The sequence below is a fragment of the Streptosporangium sp. H16 genome, assembly GCF_051918855.1.
Lineage (GTDB): Bacteria > Actinomycetota > Actinomycetes > Streptosporangiales > Streptosporangiaceae > Streptosporangium.
The window spans coordinates 1-25713 of the sequence record NZ_JBPXMD010000030.1; the positions used below are offsets into that span (position 1 = coordinate 1).

Annotated in this window: 23 protein-coding genes and 1 pseudogene; 8 read left to right on the top strand and 16 right to left on the bottom strand. The window is 69.4% G+C overall.

The window, feature by feature from the left end; translation table 11 throughout:
* A partial coding sequence (locus ACTOQ2_RS34480; RefSeq protein ID WP_440105011.1) for a hypothetical protein occupies positions 1-236 on the bottom strand: 236 nt, incomplete at its 3' end.
* A gap of 240 nt (positions 237-476) precedes the next feature.
* Here ACTOQ2_RS34480 and ACTOQ2_RS34485 point away from each other — a divergent pair.
* Positions 477-707, top strand: coding sequence for a hypothetical protein (locus ACTOQ2_RS34485; protein WP_440105012.1), 231 nt, complete (start codon positions 477-479; stop codon positions 705-707).
* 84 nt (positions 708-791) lie between these two features.
* Here ACTOQ2_RS34485 and katG read toward each other — a convergent pair whose 3' ends face one another.
* The 4 genes and pseudogenes from katG to ACTOQ2_RS34505 form a co-directional block, all read right to left on the bottom strand.
* Positions 792-3062, bottom strand: coding sequence for a catalase/peroxidase HPI (katG, locus tag ACTOQ2_RS34490; RefSeq protein WP_440105013.1), 2271 nt, complete (start codon positions 3060-3062; stop codon positions 792-794).
* Positions 3063-3077: 15 nt separating this feature from the next.
* Positions 3078-3509 carry a Fur family transcriptional regulator gene (locus tag ACTOQ2_RS34495; RefSeq protein ID WP_440105014.1) on the bottom strand — a complete coding sequence of 144 codons (432 nt, stop codon included), beginning with the start codon at positions 3507-3509 and terminating at the stop codon, positions 3078-3080.
* 93 nt (positions 3510-3602) lie between these two features.
* Positions 3603-3758, bottom strand: a pseudogene (locus ACTOQ2_RS34500) (tyrosine-type recombinase/integrase); the annotation flags it as partial.
* Positions 3759-4001: 243 nt separating this feature from the next.
* A complete protein-coding gene (locus ACTOQ2_RS34505) occupies positions 4002-4865 on the bottom strand; it encodes an NmrA family NAD(P)-binding protein (protein ID WP_440105015.1) in 864 nt (287 codons plus the stop codon).
* An 88-nt stretch (positions 4866-4953) separates the two neighbouring features.
* Here ACTOQ2_RS34505 and ACTOQ2_RS34510 point away from each other — a divergent pair, with 88 nt between their 5' ends.
* Positions 4954-5694: a TetR/AcrR family transcriptional regulator gene (locus ACTOQ2_RS34510; RefSeq protein WP_440105016.1), complete on the top strand. Its 741-nt coding sequence runs from the start codon at positions 4954-4956 to the stop codon at positions 5692-5694.
* A 541-nt stretch (positions 5695-6235) separates the two neighbouring features.
* On the opposite strand, the gene ACTOQ2_RS34515 is transcribed toward ACTOQ2_RS34510, so the two are convergent.
* Positions 6236-6646, bottom strand: a complete 411-nt coding sequence (locus tag ACTOQ2_RS34515) for a nuclear transport factor 2 family protein (RefSeq protein ID WP_440105017.1) — start codon at positions 6644-6646, stop codon at positions 6236-6238.
* 99 nt (positions 6647-6745) lie between these two features.
* Here ACTOQ2_RS34515 and ACTOQ2_RS34520 point away from each other — a divergent pair, with 99 nt between their 5' ends.
* On the top strand, positions 6746-7360 hold the full coding sequence (locus ACTOQ2_RS34520) for a TetR/AcrR family transcriptional regulator (protein WP_440105018.1): 615 nt from the start codon (positions 6746-6748) through the stop codon (positions 7358-7360).
* Between the two features lie 300 nt (positions 7361-7660).
* On the opposite strand, the gene ACTOQ2_RS34525 is transcribed toward ACTOQ2_RS34520, so the two are convergent.
* The 5 genes from ACTOQ2_RS34525 to ACTOQ2_RS34545 form a co-directional block, all read right to left on the bottom strand.
* On the bottom strand, positions 7661-7792 hold the full coding sequence (locus tag ACTOQ2_RS34525; protein WP_440105019.1) for a hypothetical protein: 132 nt from the start codon (positions 7790-7792) through the stop codon (positions 7661-7663).
* A 202-nt stretch (positions 7793-7994) separates the two neighbouring features.
* A complete protein-coding gene (locus ACTOQ2_RS34530) occupies positions 7995-8162 on the bottom strand; it encodes a hypothetical protein (protein ID WP_440105021.1) in 168 nt (55 codons plus the stop codon).
* Positions 8163-8266: 104 nt separating this feature from the next.
* On the bottom strand, positions 8267-8791 hold the full coding sequence (locus tag ACTOQ2_RS34535; RefSeq protein ID WP_440105022.1) for an N-acetyltransferase family protein: 525 nt from the start codon (positions 8789-8791) through the stop codon (positions 8267-8269).
* Positions 8792-8895: 104 nt separating this feature from the next.
* Positions 8896-10149, bottom strand: a complete 1254-nt coding sequence (locus ACTOQ2_RS34540) for a hypothetical protein (RefSeq protein ID WP_440105023.1) — start codon at positions 10147-10149, stop codon at positions 8896-8898.
* A 234-nt stretch (positions 10150-10383) separates the two neighbouring features.
* Positions 10384-11406, bottom strand: a complete 1023-nt coding sequence (locus ACTOQ2_RS34545) for a TrmB family transcriptional regulator (protein ID WP_440105024.1) — start codon at positions 11404-11406, stop codon at positions 10384-10386.
* 121 nt (positions 11407-11527) lie between these two features.
* Between ACTOQ2_RS34545 and ACTOQ2_RS34550 the strand changes: the two genes are divergently transcribed.
* Entirely contained in the window at positions 11528-14842 is a 3315-nt protein-coding gene (locus ACTOQ2_RS34550; RefSeq protein ID WP_440105025.1) for a S8 family serine peptidase, read from the top strand.
* 240 nt (positions 14843-15082) lie between these two features.
* Here the strand turns inward: ACTOQ2_RS34550 and ACTOQ2_RS34555 are convergent, their stop codons facing one another.
* Positions 15083-15709 (bottom strand): transcriptional regulator, encoded by a 627-nt coding sequence (locus ACTOQ2_RS34555; protein WP_440069512.1) that lies wholly within the window; start codon positions 15707-15709, stop codon positions 15083-15085.
* 17 nt (positions 15710-15726) lie between these two features.
* On the opposite strand from ACTOQ2_RS34555, the gene ACTOQ2_RS34560 reads away from it, so the two are divergent.
* Positions 15727-17475, top strand: coding sequence for a pyruvate, phosphate dikinase (locus ACTOQ2_RS34560; protein WP_440105026.1), 1749 nt, complete (start codon positions 15727-15729; stop codon positions 17473-17475).
* Positions 17476-17612: 137 nt separating this feature from the next.
* Here ACTOQ2_RS34560 and ACTOQ2_RS34565 read toward each other — a convergent pair whose 3' ends face one another.
* The 3 genes from ACTOQ2_RS34565 to ACTOQ2_RS34575 form a co-directional block, all read right to left on the bottom strand.
* Entirely contained in the window at positions 17613-18428 is an 816-nt protein-coding gene (locus ACTOQ2_RS34565) for a hemerythrin domain-containing protein (RefSeq protein ID WP_440105027.1), read from the bottom strand.
* 1720 nt (positions 18429-20148) lie between these two features.
* Positions 20149-20574 (bottom strand): hypothetical protein, encoded by a 426-nt coding sequence (locus ACTOQ2_RS34570; RefSeq protein WP_440105028.1) that lies wholly within the window; start codon positions 20572-20574, stop codon positions 20149-20151.
* Between the two features lie 376 nt (positions 20575-20950).
* The gene (locus ACTOQ2_RS34575) at positions 20951-22255 is read right to left on the bottom strand and encodes an esterase-like activity of phytase family protein (protein ID WP_440105029.1); all 1305 of its coding nucleotides are present in this window, start codon (positions 22253-22255) and stop codon (positions 20951-20953) included.
* Between the two features lie 171 nt (positions 22256-22426).
* On the opposite strand from ACTOQ2_RS34575, the gene ACTOQ2_RS34580 reads away from it, so the two are divergent.
* From ACTOQ2_RS34580 to ACTOQ2_RS34590, 3 genes are read left to right on the top strand one after another with little or no spacing between them, the layout of a single operon-like run.
* Entirely contained in the window at positions 22427-22903 is a 477-nt protein-coding gene (locus ACTOQ2_RS34580; protein ID WP_440069503.1) for a SigE family RNA polymerase sigma factor, read from the top strand.
* A complete protein-coding gene (locus ACTOQ2_RS34585; protein ID WP_440105030.1) occupies positions 22903-24321 on the top strand; it encodes a hypothetical protein in 1419 nt (472 codons plus the stop codon). The genes ACTOQ2_RS34580 and ACTOQ2_RS34585 overlap by 1 nt, the downstream gene beginning before the upstream one ends.
* A gap of 10 nt (positions 24322-24331) precedes the next feature.
* Positions 24332-24796: a MaoC family dehydratase gene (locus ACTOQ2_RS34590; RefSeq protein WP_440105031.1), complete on the top strand. Its 465-nt coding sequence runs from the start codon at positions 24332-24334 to the stop codon at positions 24794-24796.
* Positions 24797-25010: 214 nt separating this feature from the next.
* On the opposite strand, the gene ACTOQ2_RS34595 is transcribed toward ACTOQ2_RS34590, so the two are convergent.
* Positions 25011-25646, bottom strand: coding sequence for a response regulator (locus ACTOQ2_RS34595; protein ID WP_440105032.1), 636 nt, complete (start codon positions 25644-25646; stop codon positions 25011-25013).
* Positions 25647-25713: the final 67 nt, after the last annotated feature.

Here is a 25713-nt window from a genome sequence, read left to right on the forward strand (position 1 = left end):
TTGTGCGCGCTTCTGTTCACCCAGGCCGGAATGGGGCCCACCCGGGCCCATCCCTGCGGATTCATCACTTCCAACGAGACGAACCCCTCACGCCAGGCTCGGTCGGCGGCCGATCCCTGCCAGCGCGCCACCACCTCCCGGGCGCGATCCTCGAACTCTCCGGGCGAGACGCGATAGAACCAGCTACAGGAGGACAGGAGCAGCACCAGGGACAGGCACACGATCGTCCTTCGCACGAGACATCCTCCGCCCCTGTGATCAGCCGGCCCCCCGTTGCGCCGCTCGACAGCGATCACGTTAGCCGGTCGCGTGCCGACAAACCGGACGTACCACCTGACAGGGAATCGCCTCGCGCTCACCGGTTCCTAGTTGCAGTTCTGGTTGCAATCCAGCCCCGTTCAACCCCGTTCCGGAAGGACCGGCCGCGTGGGCTTCCCCTCATGGCGTGGAGACCGAACCTGAGAGAAGGCCGGGTCGTGGCAAGCAAGGGGCGCCGGTTTGATCCGGAGTTTCGGGCGGGCGCGGTGCGCATCGTCAAGGAGACCGGCAAGCTCGTCGCGCAGGTCGCGCAGGTCGCGCAGGTCGCGCAGGTCGCGCAGGTCGCGCAGGTCGCGCAGGTCGCGCAGGTCGCTCGGGACCTGGGAATCAACCCTTGCACGCTGAACGACCGGATGCACATGGACCGGCTCGCCGCGCGTCTCCCGTGACCCGCGCGTGGTCTGGCCGGGTCCGACAGCGGACGAGCCCGGTCGACCGTGGTGGCTCGACCGGGCTCGTCAGGTGGGAGCGGATCAGGCGAGGTCGAACCGGTCGAGTTCCATGACCTTCGTCCAGGCCGCGACGAAGTCGGTCACGAACCTGTCGGAGGCGTCCTGGCTGGCGTAGACCTCCGCGAGGGCTCGCAGCTGGGAGTTGGAGCCGAAGACGAGGTCGACCGCGGTGGCGGTCCACTTCACCTCATCGGTGTTCACGTCGCGGATCTCGTACACGTGCTCCTCGGACTCCGATGCCTTCCACCGGGTGCCCGGGGAGAGCAGGTTGGCGAAGAAGTCGTTGGTGAGCACGCCGGGCCGGTCGGTGAGGACGCCGTGCCGGGTACCGCCGACGTTGGCTCCGAGAGAGCGCAGGCCGCCGATGAGGACGGTCATCTGGGGCGGGGTCAGGTTGAGCATGTAGGCACGGTCGACGAGCAGCACCTCCGGCGGGGTCTTCTCGCCGGAGGACAGGTAGTTGCGGAACCCGTCGGCGCGGGGCTCGAGGACCCGGAAGGACTCGACGTCGGTCTGCTCCTGGGTGGCGTCGGTGCGGCCCGGGCGGAACGGTACCGTCACCGTCACGCCGGCCTCGCGCGCCGCCTTCTCGACGGCGGCCGAGCCGGCCAGCACGATCAGGTCGGCAAGCGAGATCTTCGCGCCGCCGGCCTCGTTGAACTCACGCTGGATGCCCTCGAGGGTGTCCAGGACCGTCGCGAGCTGCTCGGGCTGGTTGACCTCCCAGCTCCGCTGCGGCTCCAGACGGAGCCTGGCGCCGTTGGCGCCGCCGCGCTTGTCGGTGGACCGGAAACTCGCGGCGGAGGCCCAGGCGGTGGAGACCAGCTGGGCGGTCGTGAGGCCGGACTCCAGGACCTTGGCCTTCAGGGAGGCGATGTCGCCGTCACCCACCAGTTCGTGGTCGACGGCCGGCACCGGGTCCTGCCACAGCTGGGGCTCGGCGACCCACGGTCCGAGGAAGCGACTGACCGGACCCATGTCGCGGTGCAGCAGCTTGTACCAGGCCTTGGCGAAGGCCAGCGCGAACTCGTCGGGGTGCTCCAGGAAGCGGCGGGAGATCTTCTCGTACGCCGGGTCGACGCGCAGCGACAGGTCGGTCGTGAGCATCGTCGGCCTGTGCTTCTTCGACGGGTCGTGGGCGTCTGGGATGATCGCCTCGGCGTCCTTCGCGACCCACTGCTTCGCGCCACCGGGGCTCGTGGTGAGCTCCCACTCGTAGCCGAAGAGAATCTCGAAGAAACGGTTGCTCCACTGTGTCGGCACGTCGGTCCACGTCACCTCGAGACCGCTGGTGATCGTGTCCTTGCCCTTGCCGCTGCCGTAGGTGCTCAGCCAGCCCAGCCCCTGCGACTCCAGCGGCGCGCCCTCGGGCTCCGGCCCCACGTGGTCGTCCGCGATCCCGGCGCCGTGGGTCTTGCCGAACGTGTGGCCGCCGGCGATGAGAGCGACGGTCTCCTCGTCGTTCATCGCCATTCGCCCGAAGGTCTCGCGGATGAAGTGCGCCGCCGCGGCCGGGTCCGCGTTGCCGCGGGGACCCTCCGGGTTGACGTAGATGAGACCCATCTCGGTCGCGCCGACGTTCGGTGACATCTCGTTTTCGGTGACGTAGCGCGTGTCGCCGAGCCAGGCGTCCTCGGGACCCCAGAAGATCTCCTCCGGCTCCCAGATGTCCTCGCGGCCGAAACCGAAGCCGAAGGTCTTGAACCCCATGGACTCCAGGGCGACGTTGCCGGCGAGCACGAGCAGGTCGGCCCACGAGATCTTCTGGCCGTACTTCTGCTTGACCGGCCACAGCAGCCGGCGGGCCTTGTCGAGGTTGGCGTTGTCGGGCCAGCTGTTGAGCGGGGCGAAACGCTGGGAGCCGTCGCCGGCCCCGCCGCGACCGTCGTGGATGCGGTAGGTGCCCGCGGCGTGCCAGCTCATCCGGATCATCAGGCCGCCGTAGTGGCCGAAGTCGGCCGGCCACCAGTCCTGCGAGGTGGTGAGCACCTCGGTGATGTCCTGCTTGAGGGCCTCGACGTCGAGCTGCTCGAGCTCCTTGGCGTAGCTGAAGTCCCCTGCCAGCGGGTTGCTCCTGGAGGAGTGCGCGCGCAATGGCGAGAGGTCGAGCTGGTTGGGCCACCAGTCCCGGTTCGTGTGCGGACGGCCGCCGGTCTTCGGAGTCGGCGAGTCGATGGCCGGGTTCTCGCTCTCGCTGCCACGCGCGGTCACGGAGTCGTGCGCGATCGGACAGCCGCCTGCTTCACCCCCGCTCTTCGTGTCGTTGACGATCGCGTCGTGGTTCTCGGTCATGGAAATCCTTCCGGATCAGCTGGCGGTGGAACAGTTGAGGCACACGCCCCAGTAAATGATCTCGGCCTCGTCGATCACGAAGCCGTGATCGTTGGACGCGGTCAGGCAGGGCGCCTCACCGATCGCACAGTCGACGTCGGCGACGACACCGCACGATCGGCACACGATGTGGTGGTGATTGTCGCCGACCCGCCCCTCGAACAGGGCGGGACTGCCCGGCGGTTCTATACGGCGGACGAGCCCCGCGGTGGTGAGCGCGTGGAGGCCTTCGTACACGGCTTGCAGGGAGACCTGGCCGATACGGTCACGCACTCCCGAGGTGAGCGCCTCGACATCGAGATGGTCACCGTTTCGGACGGTTTCGAGCAGCGCGACACGGGCCGCCGTCACCCGTAGGCCGGCACCTCGCAGCTCCTCGGCGGTGGTCGGGGGCTGGGATGCGGTCATGACTCCAACATACCCCCATGAACATGAACAATTTAAGATATTGACTGATTCAAGTCTTGGTAGGTCCCCTTTGATGTCCTGGAGCACATGCGTGTACGTGTTCATGGTCAGCTCGATCCGGCTGTGACCCGGCGCCTCCGTCACGACCTGAGGCGAGGCACCGGAGGTGAGCGGGAACGAGGCGCGGGCATGGCGCAGGTCGTGGGGCTCCGGCCGGTCGAGTCCCGCCCCATTCAGGGGAGCACCGATTCCGGGTGATCGGCTTCCGGGTGATCGGCCCGACCCTCACGGTTGTCCCGCCGCGCCACCGCGGTCTCCTCCAGGTCCATGTCCGCGAATGCCTGGATCAGGAGTCACGCCGCTTTCCGCGGTCCCGCACCGGGCTCCTTGTCGTCCATGATCGTAGGTCCAGGAGGGAGCCGCCACGTTCGCTCATACCGGGATGAGCGCGATGTGGCAGCCTCGCGGGGCGGCCACATCGCGGAGGAGAGTTCACGGCTGGGCGGTGAGTTCCTCCAATATCGAACGGACCGGCGTGGCCGGGCGCCGGAGGAGGTTCTCGAGCTCCGGTCCGGTGGTGGAGAACTCCCCACGGCGCGTGGCGTGGAACATGCCGAGCAGCATGTTCGCCTGGTCCGCGGGCACACCGTGGCCGATCATCGTGGCCGTCCACGCCGCGTCGTCGGCGACGACGCGGCGGATGGTGCGCCCAGTGAGTTCGGTGACGATGCCCGCGATGTCCGCGAGGTCGAGCGCGTCCGGTGCGGTCAGTGGCGGGGTCGGACCGTCGAACCGGCCCTCGTCGGCGAGGATGATCGCGGCCGCCTCGGCGAGGTCGGCGTGCGCGGTCCAGGAGACGGGTCCGTCGGCCGGTGCGACGAGTTCGCCGGTTTCGAGCGCCCGGCCGAGTAGGTGCCGGACGGTGTCGGCGTAGAACCCGTTCCTCAGGGCTGTGAACGGTGTGCCCGTCTTCGACAGGTAGCACTCGGTGAGGGCGTGGTCGGGCATCGGCGCGAAGACCGAATTCTCGGCGGCGCCCTGGTGGCTGGTGTAGAGGATGCGCTTGGCGCCGGCGTCGCGGGCGGCGTCGATCGCCGCGGTGTGCTGGGCGACCGCTGCCTCGCCCGTCTGGTTGGTCGAGACGATGAGCACCTGCGTCGCGCCCTCGAACGCGTCGGCGAGGGAGCCGGGGTCGGTGAAGTCGCCGCGTCGCACGCGTACCCCGCGTGCGGCCAGGTCGCCGGCGCGGTCGCTGTCGCGGACGCTCACGCCGACCCGGTCCGCCGAGACCCGGTCGAGCAGCCGATCAACGATCTGGGAGCCGAGCCGGCCGGTACCGCCGGTAACGATGATCATGATTCACCCTCTCCTGCTAACGATGTAATGATATTTATGCTATCAGTGTTAGCAACAGCGATAACAAGAATGCGTTACCATCGGATGTATGGTGGAGGCTAGGCCGGATGGCGCCGGCAGGCACAAGACGCGGGCGAATATCATGGAGTGCGCGGCGCGGCTCCTGCGTGAGCAGGGCGCGAGCGCGGTCACCACCCGTGCGGTCGCGCAGGCGGCCGGTATGCAGGCGCCGACCATCTACAGATTCTTCGAGGACAAGGACGCGCTGCTCGACGCCGTTGCCGAACACGTCTTCGCCACCTACGTCGCGGAGAAGTCCTTCGCCAAGGAAAGCGGCGACCCGGTTGCGGACCTGCGGGCGGGGTGGGACACGCATATCGGCTTCGGTCTCGCCAACGCGGCGTTGTTCGGTCTCCTCACCGACCCCGGACGCGGGGCTCGTTCACCGGCGGCGGCCGCCGGGCTGGAAATTCTGCGCGGCCGGGTGCGGCGCGTCGCGGCGACAGGTCGGCTTCGGGTCCCGGAAAGGCGCGCCGTCGAACTCATCCACGCCGCAGGCACCGGCGTCGTGCTCACCCTGCTCGCCACCCCACCGGAACACCGGGACCTCGACCTTGCCGACGCGATGTACGAGGCGGTGACGCGATCGATTCTCACCGACGCGCCGATGCTTCCCACGGACAGCGCGACTGCGGCCGCTGTCGCGTTCCGGACCGTCACCCCGAAGTTGACGATGCTCACCGGCGCCGAGCGCGCCCTGCTGTCGGAGTGGCTGGATCGAGTCGGCGACGGCTCGACCACTCCTGGTGCCGCGGCCGGCCCCGGCTGAGACCGCGATCAGGTGCCGTCCGAGGTTGACCGCATCCGTGAGAGGTGTTCTCTGTCCCGGCGGTTCTGCCGCCCGTCACAGCAACAGCGTCGACGGCGTGCCGAGTTGATTCGGCGCATGCCTCTGCCGCACGCCTGGGCGGTGGCGTGGGCGCCGATCCCGCCGCCGCCCCGGGCCCGGCCGTACCGCGCGCCCGCCGTACCCGACGACCCCGGTGCCGCGCCGCTCTTCGTGATCTCCCGTCGCTCTGGTCTCATACGTCAAGGTCATCCGGCACGCTGACCGGCATGAGGACCGCCCCCCGATATCCGGCGACACGAACTCTCGCCGCGAGGCGTTGCCGTTTCGCAGCGCTCCTTATCGACGGCCTGATCTTTCACATAGCGATGCGGCCTCCGGCGGGGACACTCCGGCTCCGGGATGACCGTCAAGAGCATGAGCCGGGTTCGTGGACGGCTGGGGCCGGATCTTCCCGTCGCCGTCGTCCCAGGGCGACTCGCGCTTCCGGGTCGTCCTCTCGGCTGTGGCTCGCTCATGCAGGTCACCCCCGAACGGCGTGGTCATCCGTGGCCGGGCTCGTGCGGGTCAGCTGGGTGACTCGGCGCAGCCGTCCGTCATCGGCGAGTCGGCCGAACATGTAGATCTCGGTGGTGATGACGTTCCCCTTGCGCATTGACGCGATCAGCCGGTAACGCGCGGCGACCCGGTCGCCATCGACGATCGCCTCGTCCACCTCCACCTGGACGGCGGCCGCCCGCTTGCGGGCGGGGCGGATGTGGTCGAGCAGTCGCCTCCGGTCAAGGAGAATCCCGTCGTTGACGAGCTCGTAGTCGGATGTGTGATACCGGTCCATGACCGTTTCCGGCTCCTCGTCGCCGAAGGTGATCTCGTGGGGGTAGCGGGTCAGGTATCCGGCCAGATCAGTCGCGGGCGTCATGTGCGTGCCGGCCATGCGTACCTCCGGAAGTGTGGTCGGCGCGATGCGAGCGCGCCCCTCGCTTATCTCTGACAGCTATGTCCAAGCTACCGCCATAAGTTATCCTTGACAATCGTGTCTGAGATAAGCAGCGACAGGCCCAGGCGTCGTCGCCGTTCCGACGCCGACCGCAGCGCCGTCGCCGTGCTCGGGGCGGCGGTAAGGGTGCTGGGACAGCGGCCCGACGCGAGCGTGGAAGAGATCGCGGCCGCAGCGGGGGTGGCCCGCCAAACGGTCTACGCCCACTACCCCTCGCGGCAAGCGCTGCTGAGCGCGGTGGTCGACCAGATCACGGATGACGCGATCGCCGCGATCGACGCCGCCGACATCGACGCCGGACCGGCGACCGCGGCCCTCCTGCGATGGCTGGACACCAGTTGGCACCTCTTGGAGCGATATCCGTTACTGCTGCACCCGTCGGTGGCGACGACCGACCCGCGGAAGTCCTACGAGAGGCACGTTCCGATCATCGACCGGCTGCAGAGACTGATCCGGCGCGGCCAGGACACCGGGGAGTTCGACCCCGCTCTCTCGCCGACCTGGCTGCTGGCGGCCACGATGGCCCTGGGACATGCGGCCGGGGACGAGGTGGCCGCCGGCCGGATGACCTCCGCGCAGGCCGGCGGAGCACTGCGGGAGAGCGTCCGGCGCCTGTACAAGGCGGCCGGCCCGCAGCCCATCGACGAATGACTTCGCTCACCGGGGTTCCGCCGACGGTGGTCACTCCCGGCGACCGGCCGCCACCGCACGCCAGGTGAGGTCACACGACCCTCACCCTCAATGCTCTCTGATCGCGGTTCAGTTGCGATCCAGCCCCGTTCGACCCCGTTTCGAGCAAGGTCCTCTGGCGTGGGCCGAGGAAGCCTCGCCTTCCCATCCCGGGTGGTGGGAATTCAGGGAACTCGGAACTCGCTCACCGTGTGCTCACCCTCATGCCGGTCGAGCCCTGGTCCATTCCCTCTTGATCGATCCGTGCCGCTCTTCGTCGTTTCAGCGCCCTCGGCTTCGACGGTCATGCTTGAGAGCCAGCCTCACGGCTCCATAGATGATGAAGAACAGGATCAGGCCGACGATCAGCCAGAAGGCCGCCAGCGCGAGCCAGCCCGTCATCCCCATATTCATGCGCCGCTCCCTTTTCCGGTCGGACTTGCCCGCCTTCGCAGGCTATGCCATGAGATCGGTCTCATGATTGCCTGAGGTCGGCTGATTTCCGTACGGGGTCGGAGGCGATCGACGGTCAGGCGCCTCGTCGCTCGGCATCGGCTCACCGAGGATCGGGATGCCGCCGGTGGCCCTGGTCGACCGGGGGTTCGTGCTTGCGTCCCTACGTGACGGTGGGGCCGGACTTCGTCTGCTCGGCCGTGCCGTGCGAGAAGTGCGCCGGGACACCGAACCAGGTGTCCCGGGCGGTGGTGAGGGTGCCGGTGGGTTGCGGGTCGGTGGTGGTGGAGATCCAGGCGGTGGGGAGCCAGCCCAGTTCGGCCTCCGGCATCCGCACCGCGTAGGCGGCGAGTACGGCCGGCCGGTCATCGAGATGTCGTGACGGGCCGGCATGCCGAGACGGACTCGGCGGAGAACGGGTTCGTTACCGCGGGGTCATTCCTGCGTTCTCGCGGTCAAGGCGACCTCGTACTCGACCTGGTCGATCAGGTTGCCGTCACCGAAGTCGTGTCCGCGGACCGCGCCCGACTCGGTGAAGCCGCTCTTGGCGTAGAAACGGCGTGACTGGGACGTATCGCGCAGCGTCCACAGGTGCACCCGGCTGAAGCCGGTCTCGCGCAGCCTGCGCAGGGTCGCGGTCATCAGGGCGCCCGCGCTGCCGGTGCCCCAGCCGTCCGGGTGGCCGTAGAAGCCGAAGATCTCGGCGGCTCCCGGCCGCGTCGGGGAGGAACCGAAGTAGGAGAAGTTCAGCGGACGCCCGTCCAGCGCGGCGAGCAGGACGGTGTCCTGCCCCTTGGCGAGCACGTCGTGCCACTTCCCGCGCCGGTGTCTCACCGCCTCGGCGCAGAACTGCGGTGCGAAGAAGCCCGCGTAGGCCGCCTTCCAGGACTCCGCGTGGATCTCGCCCAGCACATCCCCATGGTCGACGGAAGCCTGGAAGATCGCGAAGTTCCTGGTCACGGGATCACACTATGGGGAGCAGCGGCCGAGCCGGTCGTCGCGGTACGCGGGGCGGCGCGTGCCCCGGAGGCAGGGCACGCGCCGTCGTGTGTCGAGAGGAGACGTCAGGAGATGGTCAGCGAGCCGTTCGAGTTGCGGGCGCACGTGACGACCGTGCGGGGTGCGGCGGCGAGGGCGCCGGTCAGGCACTGGCCGAGGACGGCGTGGCCCGCGGCGTTGGGGTGCCACGCTTCCTGACAGGTCTGGAAGTAGGTGCCGCAGGTGTTCGCCGCCTTCTGGACACGGATCTTGTCCCAGCCGGACAGGCTGGTGACGAAGTTGCCGTTCGGCGACTCCTGTATCCGGATCGGTGTGGCGAGCGCGTTCTCCGGGCTGCCGGGGTTCTCGCAGAGCCGGGCCCCGTCGAAGGCCTTCTGGACGTCCAGGACGCGCAGGTTGGCCGCCGGACGCTCGGCCGCCAGCGTGTTGTAGGCGTTCCTGACGAGGTTGCCGAGGTTCTGGGAGAACACGTGCCCGGGGGCGAGGCTCGCGCGATGGATCGGGCAGCCGGCGGCGTACCGCTCGGCGCCGAGGTCGCGGAACTTGTCGCGGGTGTCGGTGCGGTTGTCCTCGTCCCGGTACTGCGGGGCGACGTCGAGCGGCAGCGGGTTGGTGTAGTTCTGCAGGACCACCTGGTGGACGCCGTCGGCGTCGACCTGGGCGAGGGTGTCGAGGATCTGGCGCAGGGCGGCGGTGGTCTCGGTGGTGGCGGCGGCCACCTCGGCGTCGGAGGCCAGGTCCGAGACGGTGCAGGGCTCTTGCGGCACGTCGCCGCCCAGGTAGGCCCAGAACTCCCACCAGCCGGTCCAGGCGTCGGCGATGAAGCGGTTGGCGCACAGCGTGGCCACGTCGCCGAAGGTGAACTGGCTGTTGTTGGAGCCGAGGCCGATGAGGACGACGTCGATGTCGTGGGTCTGGGCGACGGCGCGCAGCTGGTCGAGCTGCGAGGCGACGGAGCGGCCCTTGGGGCGGGCACTGGAGGCGTTGGCGATGTCGGCGGGCTGGCCGCCGGAACACGCGAGGTTGAAGCGGTCCTGGATGCCGGGGAACGACGCCTTGAAGAACGAGGCGTTCGCCGACCGGTGGCAGAAGTAGGCGTTGCTGTTCGCCGCCGACCAGCCGGGGAAGCCCTGTGCCGTCCCGGAGGTGTCGACGACGGGTTGGTAGTCTCCCGCGCCCTCCCCGCTGACGAAACTGTCGCCGAGTGCGACGGCGGCGGTGGGCAGGGCCGCCTGCGCCGCTCCGCCCTGGATGACCTGGACGCCGACCGCGCCCACCAGGAGCGCGACCATCGCGGCCGCACGCCGGAGAACCCTCACAACTGCCCCATTTCCTACTAAATGACCATGGAACAACGACTGCCTAGATCACAACATGTTGCGCCAATGGCGTCAAGATTTCTATGAGGCCGACTCGTGTTTTATTGAGAGATCGCGTACGCCTTGATCACCAATCGCACGCTTGCTTGTTCGGAGGGTGTCCGGCGACCGGGTCGGCCCGGCCGAATCTGGGTGCGCGGACCCGTACGCGCGGGCATCCCGCCGGTCGAGGGGTCACACGAGGCCGCGGCGGCTGGCCTGGGCGCCGGCCTGGAAGCGGGTCTCGGCGTTCAGCTCGTCCAGGAGGTGGCGCAGGCGGCGGCGGAGGCTGCGCGGGCTGGTGCCGAGCTGGCGGGCGATGGCGTCGTCCTTGAGCCCGGCCGAGAGCAGCGCCAGGAGCCGGCGATCCTCCGCGTCGAGTTTCGCCCCCTCCTTCTCCTCGTCCTGGCAGGGCTCGCCGGCCGGCTCCGGCGCGCCGTCACGGGGCGCGGACTGCGGGTAGATCGGAAGCGCCTCCTGCCACAGGCGTTCGAACAGCTCGACCAGGGCCACCACCATGGTGGTCCCCCTGATCAGCACGCCGCGCGTCAGCGGCAGGTCCATGTGCAGCGGCACGACCGCCTGCCACCGGTCGACGATCGCCATCTTGAACGGCAGCTCGGGCAGGACCCGTGCCTCCTCGCCCGCCTTGACCAGGCTGCCCACCTCGTCGAGCGCCCCCGCGTGGTCGAACGCCTCGGGCACGTAGATGGTCCGGTAGCGGACGCCCTTGCGGAGCAGGCCGGTCTGCACCGGGTTGTGATAGTCCAGCACGTACGGAGGCCGGTCGAAGGTCAGCACCTCCTCCTTGGCCTCCTGCTGCAGCCGGACGTACGACCTGGCCTGGTCCTCGGGCCCCGCCAGGACCTCGAACTGGCCGCCCTCCTCCAGGTCCTGGCCGACGGTGCGGAAGGTCTCCTCCAGCTGGTCGGCCGTGTCGGTGAGCCGGTCCAGGTTGCTCTGCATGCCGCGTACCAGCGAGCGGATGGCGGTTCCCGGGTTCGTCGCCGTCCAGCGGGGCGACCGTCCCCACAGGCGGCTGACCAGGCCCTTGGTGCGGAGCCTGGTCAGCGACGTCTGGATGCGCCCCGAGCTCTCCCCGCTCCTCATGACGAGCTCCTGCACCGTGATGCCGGGGCAGGCCAGCACCTCACGGTAGATCCGCTCGTCGAACGCGCTGATCCCCACGACCGCCAGTGCCGGACCGTCATCAAGCATGCCTACGAGCTTGGCCACTTTCGGCAGTTGCCGCAATAGGCCACATGAACCACCTTGTCACCAAAATTCGCATACCGTTAGAAATCGGGATGTGCTTCAGAGAACCGTCCTTATCGGCAGTGTGGTAACGGCCCTGATAGCGGCCGCCGCGCCGGTCCAGGCGTCCCCCACCCCCGCCCCCACCCCCAAGACCTCGGCCTCCCCCCAGGCCGGGCAGGCCGCCGCGAAGGCAGGACCGCCCAAGACGATCACTCTCATCACCGGGGACAAGGTCACGCTCCGCGTGCTCCCCGGCAAGCAGACCCAGCTCGACGTCGAGCCGGGCCCCGGCAGGGAGAAGATCAAGTTCGTCCACCGCCGGGCTAAGGAAGGGCTCAGCATCGTCCCCGCGGACGCGATGCCCCTGCTGGCCGAAGGCAGGCTGGACCCCCGGCTGTTCAACGTCACCCGGCTCGCCGAACTCGGCTACGACGACGCCGCCAGCCCGGCGCTCCCGCTGATCGTGACGTACTCCGGCCAGACCGACGCCGCCACGCTGCGCGCCGCCGGCGGGCGTCCGCTGCCCGCGATCAACGGCATCGCCAGGAGCGAGCCCCGCGCCGCCGCCGGCACGCTCTGGAAGTCCCTGTCCGGGCAGGCCAGAACGGCGTCCGCGCCCGAGAAGATCTGGCTGGACGGCAAGGCCAAGCTCTCCCTCGACGTCAGCGTCCCGCACATCGGCGCGCCCAAGGCCTGGGAGGCCGGCCACACCGGCAAGGACGTCACCGTCGCGGTGCTCGACAGCGGCTACGACCCCGATCACCCCGACCTGCGGGGCCTGGTCACCAAGACGCAGAACTTCACCGCCGAGCCCGACGTCCGCGACCTCAACGGCCACGGCACCCACGTCGCCGCCACGATCGCCGGATCCGGCGCCGCCTCCGGCGGCAAGCACAAGGGCGTCGCCCCCGGCGCGAAGCTGCTGATCGGCAAGGTCTGCGAGCAGAGCGGATACTGCCCGGACTCGGGCATCATCGAGGCCATGACCTGGGCGGCGGAGAGCGGCGCCCGCATCGCCAACCTCAGCCTCGGCGGCCCCGACATCCCCGGTGTCGACCCGCTGGAGCAGGCCGTCAACACCCTGTCGGAGCAGTACGGCACGCTGTTCGTCATCGCGTCGGGCAACGACGGCCCCCAGGCGCTCGGCTCGCCGAGCAGCGCCGACCACGCGCTGTCGGTCGGCGCCTCCTACCGCGACGCCGACACGGTCGCCCAGTTCAGCAGCACCGGCCCGCGCGTCGGCGACGCCGCGGTCAAGCCCGACCTGATCGCGCCCGGCGTGGGCATCGTCGCGGCCAGGGCCGCGGGCACCTCGGGCGGCTTCCCGGTGGACGACCTCCACACGGAGATGAGCGGCACGTCCATGGCCACCCCGCACGTGGCGGGAGCGGCGGCGATCGTCGCCGGACTGCACCCCGACTGGAAGGCCGGCCAGATCAAGGCGGCGCTGATGGCCTCCACCGCGCCCGGCGAGGAGCTCGGCGCCTACGTCCAGGGCTCCGGCCGCGTGGACGTCGCCCGCGCCGTCGACCAGCGGGTCACGGCCGAGCCCGCCTCGCTGAGCCTGGGAGAAGTCGAGCTGCCCAGCTCCGGGCCCAAGAAGAGCACGCTCACCTACCGCAACGACGGCGACGCCGCCGTACGACTGGACCTGAGCGTGAAGGCCAAGGACGGTCGCGGTGAGACGGTGACGCCGTTCAAGCTCGGCGCCACCACGGTGGAGGTGCCCGCGCACGGCACCGCGCAGGTCGAGGTGACCGCCGAACCTGGCGCGATCGGCATGTACAGCGGCACGGTCATCGCCACCGGCGGCGAGGTCTCCGTGCGTACCGGCATCGGCATGCGGGTCGAGCCGGAGAAGCGCGGCCTCAAGCTGGCCTTCACCGGCTCGGACGGGCAGCCCGTGCAGAACTCCTTCGCCGGAGTGATCGACCTCGACACCAAGGAGCAGGTCAACTACGACATCTCCGGTGGCACGCTGGACCTCAGGCTGCAGAAGGGACGCCGTTACACGATCGTCTCCCTCATGCTCGACCACGACGGCACCATGGTGATGTCCGCGGAGCCGGAGTTCACCCTCGATGCCGACCGCACCGTCACCGCCGACGCCCGCAAGGCCAAGCCGGTGGACGTGCGCACCGAGGAGCCGACCGCGCGACTGGCCATCGGCATGCTCGGCATGCTCCAGCTCGCCGACGGTGTCCAGCCCATGGGCGTGGACGTCGAGCTGGCCGACATGTGGGGCGCGGACCGCATCGAGGGCATCAAGGCCATCCCCACGACCCGCACGGCGAGCAAGAAGTTCGCCTACTACCGCTGGACGCAGTGGGCCAAGCCGAAGGGTGACGGCACCTACAACAACAGCCCGTACTTCTACCACCTGATGAAGGCCGAGCCGCGCATCCCCGCCGACCCTGGCTACCGCCCGCGCGGCCGCGACCTCGCCAAGGTCACCTCCACGTACGCCACCCAGCAGGACGCCAAGTTCGGCGAGCACTTCGCCCTGCCCGTGCTGTACGGGACGGAGCTGGCCTGGATGCCGTACGGCAGCCTGTCCCACTTCCCGCTCCCGTTCCAGCGGACCGAGTACTACACGCCCGGCGACACCGGCTGGTACCCCTCCTTCATCCAGTACAAGGCGCTGGACGTCTGGGAGAACATCGACCAGTTCTTCTTCGGCGAGACCACCGTCTACCGCGCCGGCCAGAAGACCTCCGACCGCTGGAACGCCGGCGTCTTCGCGGCCGGGCTCATGCCCGGCGGTGACTACTCCTGGCGCGAGGAGAACATGCTGCAGTTCGCCGGCGGGCTGTTCGAGGACAGCGTGCCCGAACGCAACTCCTACGGCGAGTACACCGCCCCGCAGGCCAAGCTCTATCGCGACGGCAAGGAGATCTTCACCGACACCTACCTGCCCGGCAACATCGAGGTGCCCGCCGACGGGAAGGAGAGCGAGTACCGTCTCACCAAGACCGCCGACCGCGATCCGGTCATGACCAAGTTCTCCACGCGGGTCAGTGCCGAGTGGCGGTTCAGGTCCAAGACCCCCGAGCCGGGCCGGCGGCAGGTGCTGCCGCTGATGGTCGTCAGGATGAGCCCGGAGCTGGACGACCGAAACTATGCCGGTACGGGCCACATGCGCATCCCGCTGCGGGTCCAGCGCCAGGAGGGTTCACCCGACCTGAAGGTGAGCACGCTCTCCGCGGAGATCTCCTACGACGACGGCCGCACCTGGTGGCCCACGCTGGTGCATCCGACCGGCAAGGGCACCTGGGCCGCCGAGACCTGGCACCCGGCCGGCGCGCGCGGCAAGTTCGCCTCGCTGCGCGTCAAGGCCGCCGACACCGGTGGCAACGCCTTCACCGAGACCGTCATCAGGGCCTACGGGATCAAGTAAGCCCCAGGATCGAGTAAGCCCCGAGAACCCCGCCGCGCCCAACCGGACGCGGCGGGGTTCTCGCCGTCGGACAGGGTGGGTTCTCACCGTCGGACGGTTCGAGGACGACCGCCGGGACCCGACCGGAGACCGGTGCCGGGACCTGGCCGGGACCGCCGGGATCTGGCCGGGACCGTCGGTACTGAAACAGGGCCGCCGGGACCTGACCGGGAAGGAGACCTCTGGACGGGCCGGGACGGTTCAGTGCCGCGGGATGCCCAGGGTGACGAGCAGGTCCTCGTGAAGCTGGAACCACACGCTGTGATAGGACTCGAGGTCGTCCGACACGTAGTCCAGCGCGCCGGACCTGGCGCGCGTGAGCGCGGTGGTGAGCCGGGTCCGATACCGCTGGAACCGGAGCATCTCCGCGAACAGGTCCGCGCAGGCGCCGTCGACACGCCGGTCGAGGTCCGCGAACCGCTCCAGGAGCCGTGAGTCGTAGGCGGGGTCGGTGTGGTCGTTCGGTACCGCGACACCGTCGACGGATCGCATCTGCCACGCCGTGCAGAGATCGAGCAGCTCCGGGTTGAGCACGAGAAAGCCGTCGTACGCCTTGGCCACCGTCGCCCGGGTGCCCGCCGCGTCCAGCTCGGCGGAGATCCGCTCGGCGTCCGCGGCGAGACCGGCCTCGGTGAGCCCCCACCCGCCGAAGTCACCCGAAGCATGCGTGACGAGGCCGGCCACCGCGAGATCGATCAGTTCGGATTCGACGTCGGGCTCGGGGAGCCCCGTCGCCCGTGCCACGCGGGCGAGGCCGGCGAACCCGATGCAGCGAAGCGCGTGGAGCGTCAACAGGTCGACGCTGGTCACATGGGGTGGGTTCGACACGTCGATATGCTACCTCGATGGTGTGGATTCACCCGCTTTCTGCCGAGGTCGAGGAGACTGCGAGCGTCCTCGGCGGCAAGGGGTACGGCCTTGTCGTGTTGCGGCGTCTCGGCGTGCCCGTGCCCCCCGGGTTCGTCATCGGCACCGCGGCGTGTCGTGCCTTCCTGCGTGACGGGGAGCTTCCCGGCGGACTCGACGCCGAGCTGGCGGCCGCCGTCTCCGGTCTCGAAGCCACCACGCGACGGCGCCTCGGCGGGCCCGACCGGCCACTGGCGGTGTCGGTCCGCTCGGGCGGCAGCGTGTCGATGCCCGGCATGATGAACACGATCCTCAACCTCGGTCTCACCGCCGAGGCCACGGCGGGGCTGGCGGCCGAGACCGGTGATCCGCGGTTCGCGCTCGACTCGCGCCTGCGCTTCCTGTCCGGTTACGCCTCGGCGGTGTTCGGTACGGAACCGGAAAGCCTGGAAGCCGCCGTGCGCCAGGCGGCCGAGCGCGGTGCGGGGAACGAGGCCGGTAACGAGGCCGGTAACGAGGCCGGTAACGAGGCCGGTAACGAGGCCGGTAACGAGGCCGGTAACGAGGCCGGTAACGAGGCCGGTAACGAGGCCGGTAACGAGGCCGGTAACGAGGAGACACGCCTCGCCGACGCGATCCGGGGAGTCGAGGCCCTCATCCGCGAACGAGCCGGCGGGCCGGTGCCGGACGACGCGACGAGGCAGCTGGAGCCGGCCGTCAGGGCCGTGTTCTCGTCCTGGGACACACCGCGCGCCAAGATCTACCGCGAACTGCACGACATCCCGCACGAGCTCGGCACGGCCGTCGTCGTGCAGGCCATGGTGTTCGGGAACCGCGACGACCACAGTGGCACCGGTGTCGCGTTCAGCCGCGACCCCAACACCGGTGAGAGCGTTCCGTTCGGTGAGGTCCTGTTCGGTCGCCAGGGTGAGGACGTCGTCTCCGGGAGGTCGGTGACCCGGCCACTGTCCGAGCTGGCCGAACGGGAACCGGCGGTGTGGGCCGGCCTCCTGGAAGCCATGAGCCGGATCGAGGAACACTACCGCGACACCTGCTACCTGGAGTTCACCTTCGAGGCGGGTGAGCTGTGGGTCCTGCAGGTGCGGCCCGGCAACCTCGTCGGACGCGCCGCCGTCCGCGTCGCGGTGGAGCTGGCCGAAGAGGGCGTCATCAGCCGCCGCGAGGCGCTGCTCCGGATATCTCCGCACCATCTTCGCCACGCTCGTACGCCCCGGATCGAGACGGCCGACGCGAGTGACATCCTCACCCGGGGGTTGGGTGCCTGCCCGGGGGTCGCGGTCGGCAGGGTGGCGACCACCGCCGACAAGGCGGCGCGGATGGCCGCCGACGGCCCGGTCATCCTGGTGCGCCCGCACACCTCCCCGCTCGACATGCACGGCCTGGCCGCCGCCGTGGGGGTCGTCACCGCCCGCGGCGGGCCGGCCAGCCACGCCGCCGTCGTCGCGAGGGCGATGGGCAAGCCCGCCGTCGTGGGAGCCGCGGACCTCACGGTCGACGTCGCCGCCGCCTGCGTGCGAGCCGGGGGGCGCACCGTCCCGGAAGGCACGTTCATCACCATCGACGGGACCGGCGGAGAGGTCCTCGTCGGCAGCCACCGCGTCGTCACGGCCATGACCGACTCCCACCTGCACCGCCTGCTCGCATGGGCCGACGAGGTCTCGGGCGACGCCTCGGACCGCGACGAGACGGAACGCCTCAGGGCGGCCCGCGCTGCCCTGCCGGCCTGAAACGACCCGGGCCTGAAACCAGCCGGGTTTGAAACGACCTGGGACTGACGGAGGCCCTGACGTGCACCCGGTTCCAGCGCGAGGCGCGTTCCTCGACTCCGGCCGGGGGTTCATCGGGCGGCCCCCGCCGGCCGGGCTCACGCCGCCAGCGGCCCTCGGAGACGCGACACCTGCTTGGCGTACTGGCGGCGGCCGACGGCTCTCCACAGCAGCCGGGCGACGGCCGGCAACTTGGCGAGGAAGAACCCGCGCTCCTCCTGGGTGGCCTCCTCCAGGATCGCGCCCATCGAGAGCAGCAGCTTCTTCTTGGGGATCTGCTCCACCGCGCGGGCACCGACGGCCTCCCACTCCGCGACCGACATGTGCTCGGCGACGAGCGCCAGCACGTACCGCTCCTCGTCGTTCAGATGCTCGACCAGGGCGGTGCGGTGCTCCTCCATCGCGATCGCGAGTTTCTCACCGGCTCCCTTCGAGGCGGTGCGCCGCCACTCGGGCAGGACCTCGGCGATCCGGGTCAGGGTCTCGGTGATCCGGTCGTGCTGGTCCTCCATCCGTACCACCATGTCCTTCTCCAGACGGACCCGAGACAGCAGCAGCGGCCACACCAACTCGTCCTCGGCGCTGTGGTGGTGGTGCAACCCCTCGGCGTAGTCGAGGTAGTGCTCGGCGATCTCGGCCGCGCGAGCCGTGTCGCCTTCGGGCACCGCCCGGACGAATCTCGGCATCAAACCGGACTCTCGCCGGAAGACGCGGTGGACTACCACCATTTCGTGGGTGTACGGGCGTTCTGTGGCATTCATCGCAAGCATCTTTCGTCCTGTGCCAAGGGCGGCGGACCAAGTCTGCGAGAACAGCCTTGGAACCGACTTGCCGTGCTCTTGGAAAGGGCGACGCTCGGCTGCCGGGCCGTGGACGCGCGCCGGCACGGCCACCGCGTGATCATCGGTTTCCATCCCGGATGGATCACATCGGTGGCCGTGCCGGTCGACTACGGCCGCGTCGTCATCGGGCTTGATGGCGACGCGGTCCGGTGCCGTACGGATTCCGTGAGGTCGTGCCCGTATCGAAGCGGCTCGCGTCCTGTCCCGCGCGGGTCATGGAAGCGCGCCGCCTCGCCACGAGCTACACGCACCCGATGCTTCCTGACGTGTGGAGAACGCCGATGGTGCTGGCAGGAGCGGGGATGCAGAGAGGCCCGGGAAAGCTGACGGGAACGACGGGAAGGCTGACAGGAGCGACCGCGCACGTGGATTGGAAAACGACCAGGGGACTGGCCATCGCGCACCCCGTGGGACGGGGCGACTCTACGAGTACCGCCGGTCCCGGAGGGCCTGTCAGCCCCGCGGGTCCTGCGGGTCCTGCGGGTCCGGCGGGTCCGGCCAGTCCGTCCGCTCCCGCGGGTCCTGCCGGTCCTGCTGGTCCCACCGGTCCGGCCAGTCCGTCCGCTCCCGCGGGTCCTGCTGGTCCTGCTGGTCCCACCGGTCCTGCGGGTCCGGCCAGTCCGTCCGCTCCCGCGGGTCCTGCTGGTCCTGCTGGTCCCACCGGTCCTGCCGGTCCCGCGGGTCCTGGAGGCCCCGCTGGTCCTGCCGGTCCTGCCGGTCCTGGGGGCCCCGCTGGTCCTGCGGGTCCTGCCGGTCCTGGGGGCCCCGCTGGTCCTGCGGGTCCTGCCGGTCCCGGGGGCCCGGGGTCGGACCTGGTGGGAGTGCCGACGGGAGTGCCGGCTGGCCTGACAGGTGTGCGGATGGGGACAGGGATGGCGATCACTGCGTCATCGTCATCGTCGTCCCGCTCTCGCTCTCGCTCCCGGTCCCGGTCTCGGTCGTCCCTGCCGCACCCGTCCCCGCCGCGACCGCCCGGGCAGTCACAGTTACGGGCACCCTTGGGGCATCGGCAGGGCCGGCACGGGCGAAGAAGGGGCTTCTCGCCAGGGTGCGCGGAATGTTGAGAACGGGCTTTGCCGCCGGCGCCCCCGGTGTCGCTGTAGGGGGCGAGATCGAGAAGGTTCGTCCCCCCGGTGGCGTTCGCCGGCGCCTGATTCGACGACATCATGAGGATGCTGGCCATCGCTGCGATGGCCAAAGCGCCGGCGCGCTTACCGGAAAGGGCTGGCGCCCATCTGCTACTACGAGGAAGCACGTTATTTCCCCATATCATTGCTAATTCCGAAAACATTCGGATCTGTCATGCGGTCACGGAAGTGACGACGGACAGGAGATACCCGAGGCTTATGCGGATAACGCGCCGCCATAGTTCAGGAAGAGCAAATAAACAGTGTTGTGAAGGAAAACCTGCACCTCATCTATGATTTAGTCGTATTTGTAATAATTATTCATCCATGGTGTTCAATGGATGATTTCAGCTGCCCGGGGGAGAGGGGGCCGCGGGGACGGGAGCCGGGTCGCCGGGAGGGGGCGAGGTAATGCGTGCCATACCGATGCGTACCGATGCGTACCGACACGCGCCGGTACGGCACACGCGTTCCTTCTGCGACTCGGCGGCGCCCGATCCGGTGCCGGGGCGGCCGGCCGCTCTTCTTCGTCATGCCGTACCGGTCACCCGCCGGATCTCGGTGCCCCGTCCTCGCCTCGGTGGCGTTCGGGGTTCGGTGCCTCGTTCTCTCGGCCTCGTCCTCTCACGCCTTGTCGCGGCCAGTACGGGCGGTCGCCTATCGGCTCATTTCTCGCGAACGATGATCTCCGGGAACGACGGGTCTTCCTGGAGTTCCCGCATCATCCGCTCGGAACGGGTAAGGCGCTCGCGCCCGGCGGGTGCCGCGTTGTCGCCCCTACGTCCGCGGTAGCGGTCGTGGGGACGATCCTGGTGGCGCTGCGACCTTCCCCGCCACCTGTCGGAAGGCCTCGTCTCGTGCCCGCGATGCTGGCGGCGGGAGGGGTCGGGGCGGCCGGAGAACCGGTCGCCGGGAGTGCTGTCGGCATTCAGCTGTGAGATCGAGCCGAGCACCCGGGCCTGCCCGATGGTGGCGCCGGCCGGTACCTGGTTCGACGTCATGAGGATGCCGGCGACTGCCGCGATGGCGAGGACGCCCACCTGCCTGCCGGGGTTCGCCCCCGGTGTCCGTCCGCTCTTTCGAGGAAGCACGTTATTTCCCCATCTCATTTCTGGTTCCGAAAACATCTGATATCCCTCACTGCCCCATAAGTGGCAGCAGCTAGGAGATACCCCCCGGACCATGAGATAGCGCATTGAAACGGTTGGGGCAGAGCAAATAAATGGCGCTGTGAAGACTGATGAGATCTTATCTATTGCTATTTGCTGTTTTGTCGTAATTGTTCGCGTGGTGAGGGAAACGGGAATGCCGGGAATGCTCACCGGGTCGGATCACGCCAGGAGCGTGACGGCTCAGCGCCGGACCCCTCGGGAAGAGCCGGGCCCTTCCTCCCTTCCGGAAGGGACGAGCCCTCCCTCCCGGAAGGGAGGAAGGGCTCGCGGAGCGGGGAGGAAGGGTTCGCGGGCGTCACAGATAGACGCGGATGTCAGCCTGGAGCGGGCGCGACAGGCGCACGGTGATGAACTCGTTGTTGTCGGGCTTGCCCGGGGTGCGGCCGGCGGAGGACGGGAAGTTGTTGTCGTCCAGCACGCCCAGGGTCCGGTCGTTGAGGATCACGACGTCCTCGATGGTCTGGAACGGGAAGCGGAAGGTCTCCCCGAACCCGCCCAGGCCGCGCGGGTTGGCCAGGTCGAGCAGGTCGGCGACGAGGGTCTTGCGCAGGTCCGCGTGGCGGGTGTCCACCATGTAGATGCGCTTGGTCTTGGCCGCGTCCCCCTGGAGATTGTCACGCTCGATGACGAGGAACCGGTACTGGTCGACCGCGATCATGTCGCCGATCGCGTTGTCGGGGCTCTCCAGCTTGTAGGTCCAGCGCTTGCCGGTGTAGGCCCGCCTGCGCAGGTCGAACTCGTTCATCCGCAGCGTCCCGGGGGCGTCGCCGGTCACGGTGCCTTCGAGCAGCGGGTACAGCGTGCGGCCGTCGACCGAGCGGGCCATGCCCTCGAAGCCCTTGCTCCGTCCCAGGTTCGGCTGCTCGCCGTTGAGGGAGGGGTTCTCCGGGGCCTTCACGCCGGGCAGCGGGACCGGAGCCTCGAGCAGCCTGCCCGAGGAGGAGAAGTGCAGCAGGAACGGGCCGAACTCGTCCCCGATCCAGTAGGTGCCGTCGAGGGTCCGCACGATCGACTCCACGTCGAAGTCCGCGCCGGTCAGCTTCCGGTCGGGCCGGGTCAGCGGCCAGGTGACGTGCCTGTCGGGGTCGCTCAGGTTGAACCCGCCCAGCACCGACACCTTCTCGCGGCGGAAGTCGGGCTTCACCCGGTGCACCCGCAGCAGGAAGTCGGCGCTGTTGTCCTTGGCGCCGAAGCCGTTGTCGGACAGCACGTCGAAGGTGCCGTCGTGCCGCCGCACGATGCCGCTGAAGCCCTGCACCGGCTGCCCGGCGAACGGCGGGGTCACCCCGTTGATGGGGGCCGTGCCGAGCTGGGACCCCGACGGCTCGCTGCCGGGGACGAAGGTCAGCGCGGGCATGGATGCGAACCCGGTGAGCGTGGCGCGCCCGAACCCAGAGTGGCCGGAGCCGGAGTGGCCGGACCCGGAGTGACCGGACCCGGAGTGACCGGAACCCGACTGCTGTGAATCCGCCTGCTGGGTACCGGCGCCGCCGGAGGTGGGAAGGCCGGAGCCGGGCTGCCCAGGGTCGGCCACCGCCGGTGCGGACACCGCCAGTGCCAGCACGGCCGCGCCGATGGTGATCGTCATGCGTCGTCTCATGGCGGCACGCTAGGGAACCCGCGTGAACGGCCGGTGTTGCGTCGCGGGCCGTACAGCGAAAACAAGATGCGGACCGTACGAAAAGCTGGCAGAAGCCAGCCGGAAAGCGGCATACCTGAGACAGATGAAAAGGAATGCAACAGAACGTGTCCCTGAAGCGTCCCTGGATGCGTGGAGTTCGCCGATTTCGTCGCCGCACGGGGCAGGGCGCTGTACCGGTACGGCTACGTACTCACCGGGAACGCCGAGGACGCGGCCGACCTGACACAGGAGGCTCTCATGCGTCTGGGGGACGCGTGGCCGAGAGTGAGGAGAAGAGAGGACCCGGAAGGGTACGTCCGTACGACCATGGCCCGCCTGCACATCAGCGTCTGGCGGCGGCTGCACAGGGAACGGCTGGTCGCGACGGTGCCTGAGGCCGCCTACACCGATGACCGTCTCGGAGACGACGTCGGCCTGTGGAACGAGCTGAAGCGCCTGCCGCCCAAACAGCGGGCGGTGCTGGTCCTGCGCTACTACGAGGACCTCTCCGACCAGGAGATCGCCGATCTCCTCGGTGTCTCGCGGGGCACGGTGCGCAGCCAGGCGGCCCGCGCGCTGGACAAGCTCAGGATCAGGGCGGCCGCTCTTGAGGGGGAGCGAGTGTGATGAGCGACAGGGACGAGGAGGCGCTGATCCGTACGCTGGCCAGGGCGGCGAGGTCCGCGCCCGAGCCGGTCGAGGACCTGGTGGTGACGATCGGCAGGCAGCGCAGGCGGCGCCGGCGCGTGCGGGCGCAGTCGGTGCTCGCGGTCGCCGGGATGATCGCGGTGGTCGGTGGTATGGCGGTGGTCAGGGACACCCTCCCCAACAGGGGCGGAGAGGGTGCGAGCCTGACCCAGGCGGCGCCGCCGGGCGACGCGGCCAAAGACACCGAGCAGCCGGTCCAGAACGGAGCGGGAGGACCGGCGAAAAGGGAAGAGGCCGCGCCGATCGACGTCCGGCCCGTCGCGGAGGTCTGGCCCATGGCGGTCTCCACGATCCCCGTCCGGGCTGCGGACGGCCACAGGTACCGCCCGGTCACCGGCCTGAGCGCCACGAAGCTGCTGCTCTCGGCCGAGTCGTCGTTCGAGAGATCGGGCCGCCTGGAGGTGTACGACACGGCCGACCGCAGCAGCACCGTGCTCACGACCATGCCCGTCACGGGGGTGAAGGGCTATTTCGTGCAGGACTTCGAGGTGGGCTCCGACTACATCGCCTGGTGGGGGGAGACGCCCAACGACTCCGACGAATGGGCCGACTTCTGGGTCGTCCCCCGCTCCGGCGGCGTCGCGAAGCGGGTCGGCGAGGTCACCGGTGACCTCTCGAAGGTGACACGGATCGCCGTCGACTCGAACTTCCTCCTGTGGTCGGTGAGCGGAGGGGGGATCTACCGCATGCCGGTGGGTGGCGGAACCCCGGAAAGGCTCGGGAACACCGACGGACTCCACCTGCTGACCTGGCCGCTGGCCGTCGACGTCGGGGGGAGGGAGGGCGAGGGCGGGGCGGGGAACCAGACCAGGACGGTCAACCTGGAGACGGGCCGGACCACCGAGGTGAGCGTCCCGGCAGGGGGGAGCGACTTCCGGTGCGGCCCCGTCTGGTGTTTCGGGCAAAAGGGGGACACGGCGGTGGTGCAGAGGTCGGACGGTTCTGACCGCAGGCTCCTGCCGGGTTTCAGCGTGGGGAGAGGAGTCGTCGACAGGTTCGGGGTGATGGGGACCTCCTTCAGCGAGAAGCCGGACGCGTACGTTCCCCTGGTGACGGTGTACGACGCGGCCACCGGCCTCGCCGCCGGGATATCGCAGATCCGGGAGGGAGGCGGGGGCTACGGGACTGGAATCTCCTCCTCGCCCAGTTCGATCCTCTACTGGGACGCCGAGGAGAGGACCGCCGAGGATTGTGAGACGGTCGACGCCCGTGGCTTTCCCCGCCCGTCCGGCGCGCCCGCCCCCACCGGGAAGGGCAGGGCGTGCACGACGAGGGAAGTGGGCGGCGGCAAGGAGTTCACGGTGGTGAACCTTCTCGCCGTACCCTCAACGAAATAAAGTTCCGGACATGAGAACTTTCGCCAACATCACCGAGCTCAAGGCCGCCGTCGGGGAACATTTCGGCTACACCGAGTGGCGCGAGATCACCCAGGAGCAGGTCAACCTGTTCGCCGACGCGACCGACGACCACCAGTGGATACACGTGGACGTGGAACGGGCGAAGCAGGGGCCGTTCGGCGCCACCATCGCCCACGGATACCTGAGCCTGTCGTTGCTGCCCTCCCTGATGACGGAACTGATCCAGGTGGGCGGCCTGGCCATGGGCATCAACTACGGGCTCAACAAGGTCCGATTCCCCGCGCCGGTCCCGGTCGGCGCGCGGATCCGCGCCGGAGCCGAGCTCGTCGACCTCAAGGGCACCCCCTCGGGATACCTGTCGAACGTGCGCATGACCGTGGAGATCGAGGGCGGGAAGAAACCGGCCTGCGTCGCGGAGACCCTCTCCCTGTACGTCCCGGCAGGGGACTCCTGACCAGAGCTCTCCCGGATCGCCTTTCCACGGAGGGTTCCTGACCGGGTTTTCGCGGAGAGCTCCCGGCCAGGCCGCGTCACCTCCCGGCGGAGGGCACCCGACCAGGGGTTGCGTCCCAGCGGAGGGTTCCCGGCCAGGCCGCGTCACCTCTCGGCGGAGGGCTCTTGACCAGGGCGCGTCACCTCTCGGCGGAGCGCCTGCGGGCCGGGCCGGGTCACTTCTCGGTGGAGAGCTCCTGGGCCAGGATCGCGGCCTGAACGCGACTGCGAAGACCCAGCTTGTTCAGCAACCGGCTGACATGGGTCTTCGTGGTCGCCTCCGCCATGTCCAGCTCCGCGGAGATCTCCGCGTTCGACAGGCCCCGCCCGATGCAGGCCAGTACCTCGCGCTCGCGCGGGGTGAGACCGTCGACCTCGTACGACCTGCGCTCGGGCACCGACGCGCCGAAGGCGGAGATCAGCCGCCGGGTGACCGCGGGCGCGATGAGCCCCTCGCCCCTGGCCACCACCCGCACCGCGTCCACCAGGGCGTCGGCGTCGGTGTTCTTGAGCAGGAACCCGGCGGCTCCGGCCCGCAGCGCCCCGAAGACGTACTCGTCGAGGTCGAACGTGGTCAGGATCAGCACGTCGGTGATCCCGCTCAGCTCGCGCGTCGCGGAGATCCCGTCGAGCTTCGGCATCCGGATGTCCATCAGGACCACATCGGGACGGAGGTCGAGGGCCATCGCGACGGCCTGCTCCCCGTTGGCCGCCTGGCCGACGACCTCGACGTCCTCGTGGCCGTCGAGGATGAGGACGATCCCGGCACGGACCGCCGCGTGGTCGTCGGCGACGAGAACTCGGATGGTCATGCGATCTCCCGGGCGGGCGGTCGGGTGGTCACGCGATCCCCAGGCCGAGTGGTCGGGTCGTCATGCG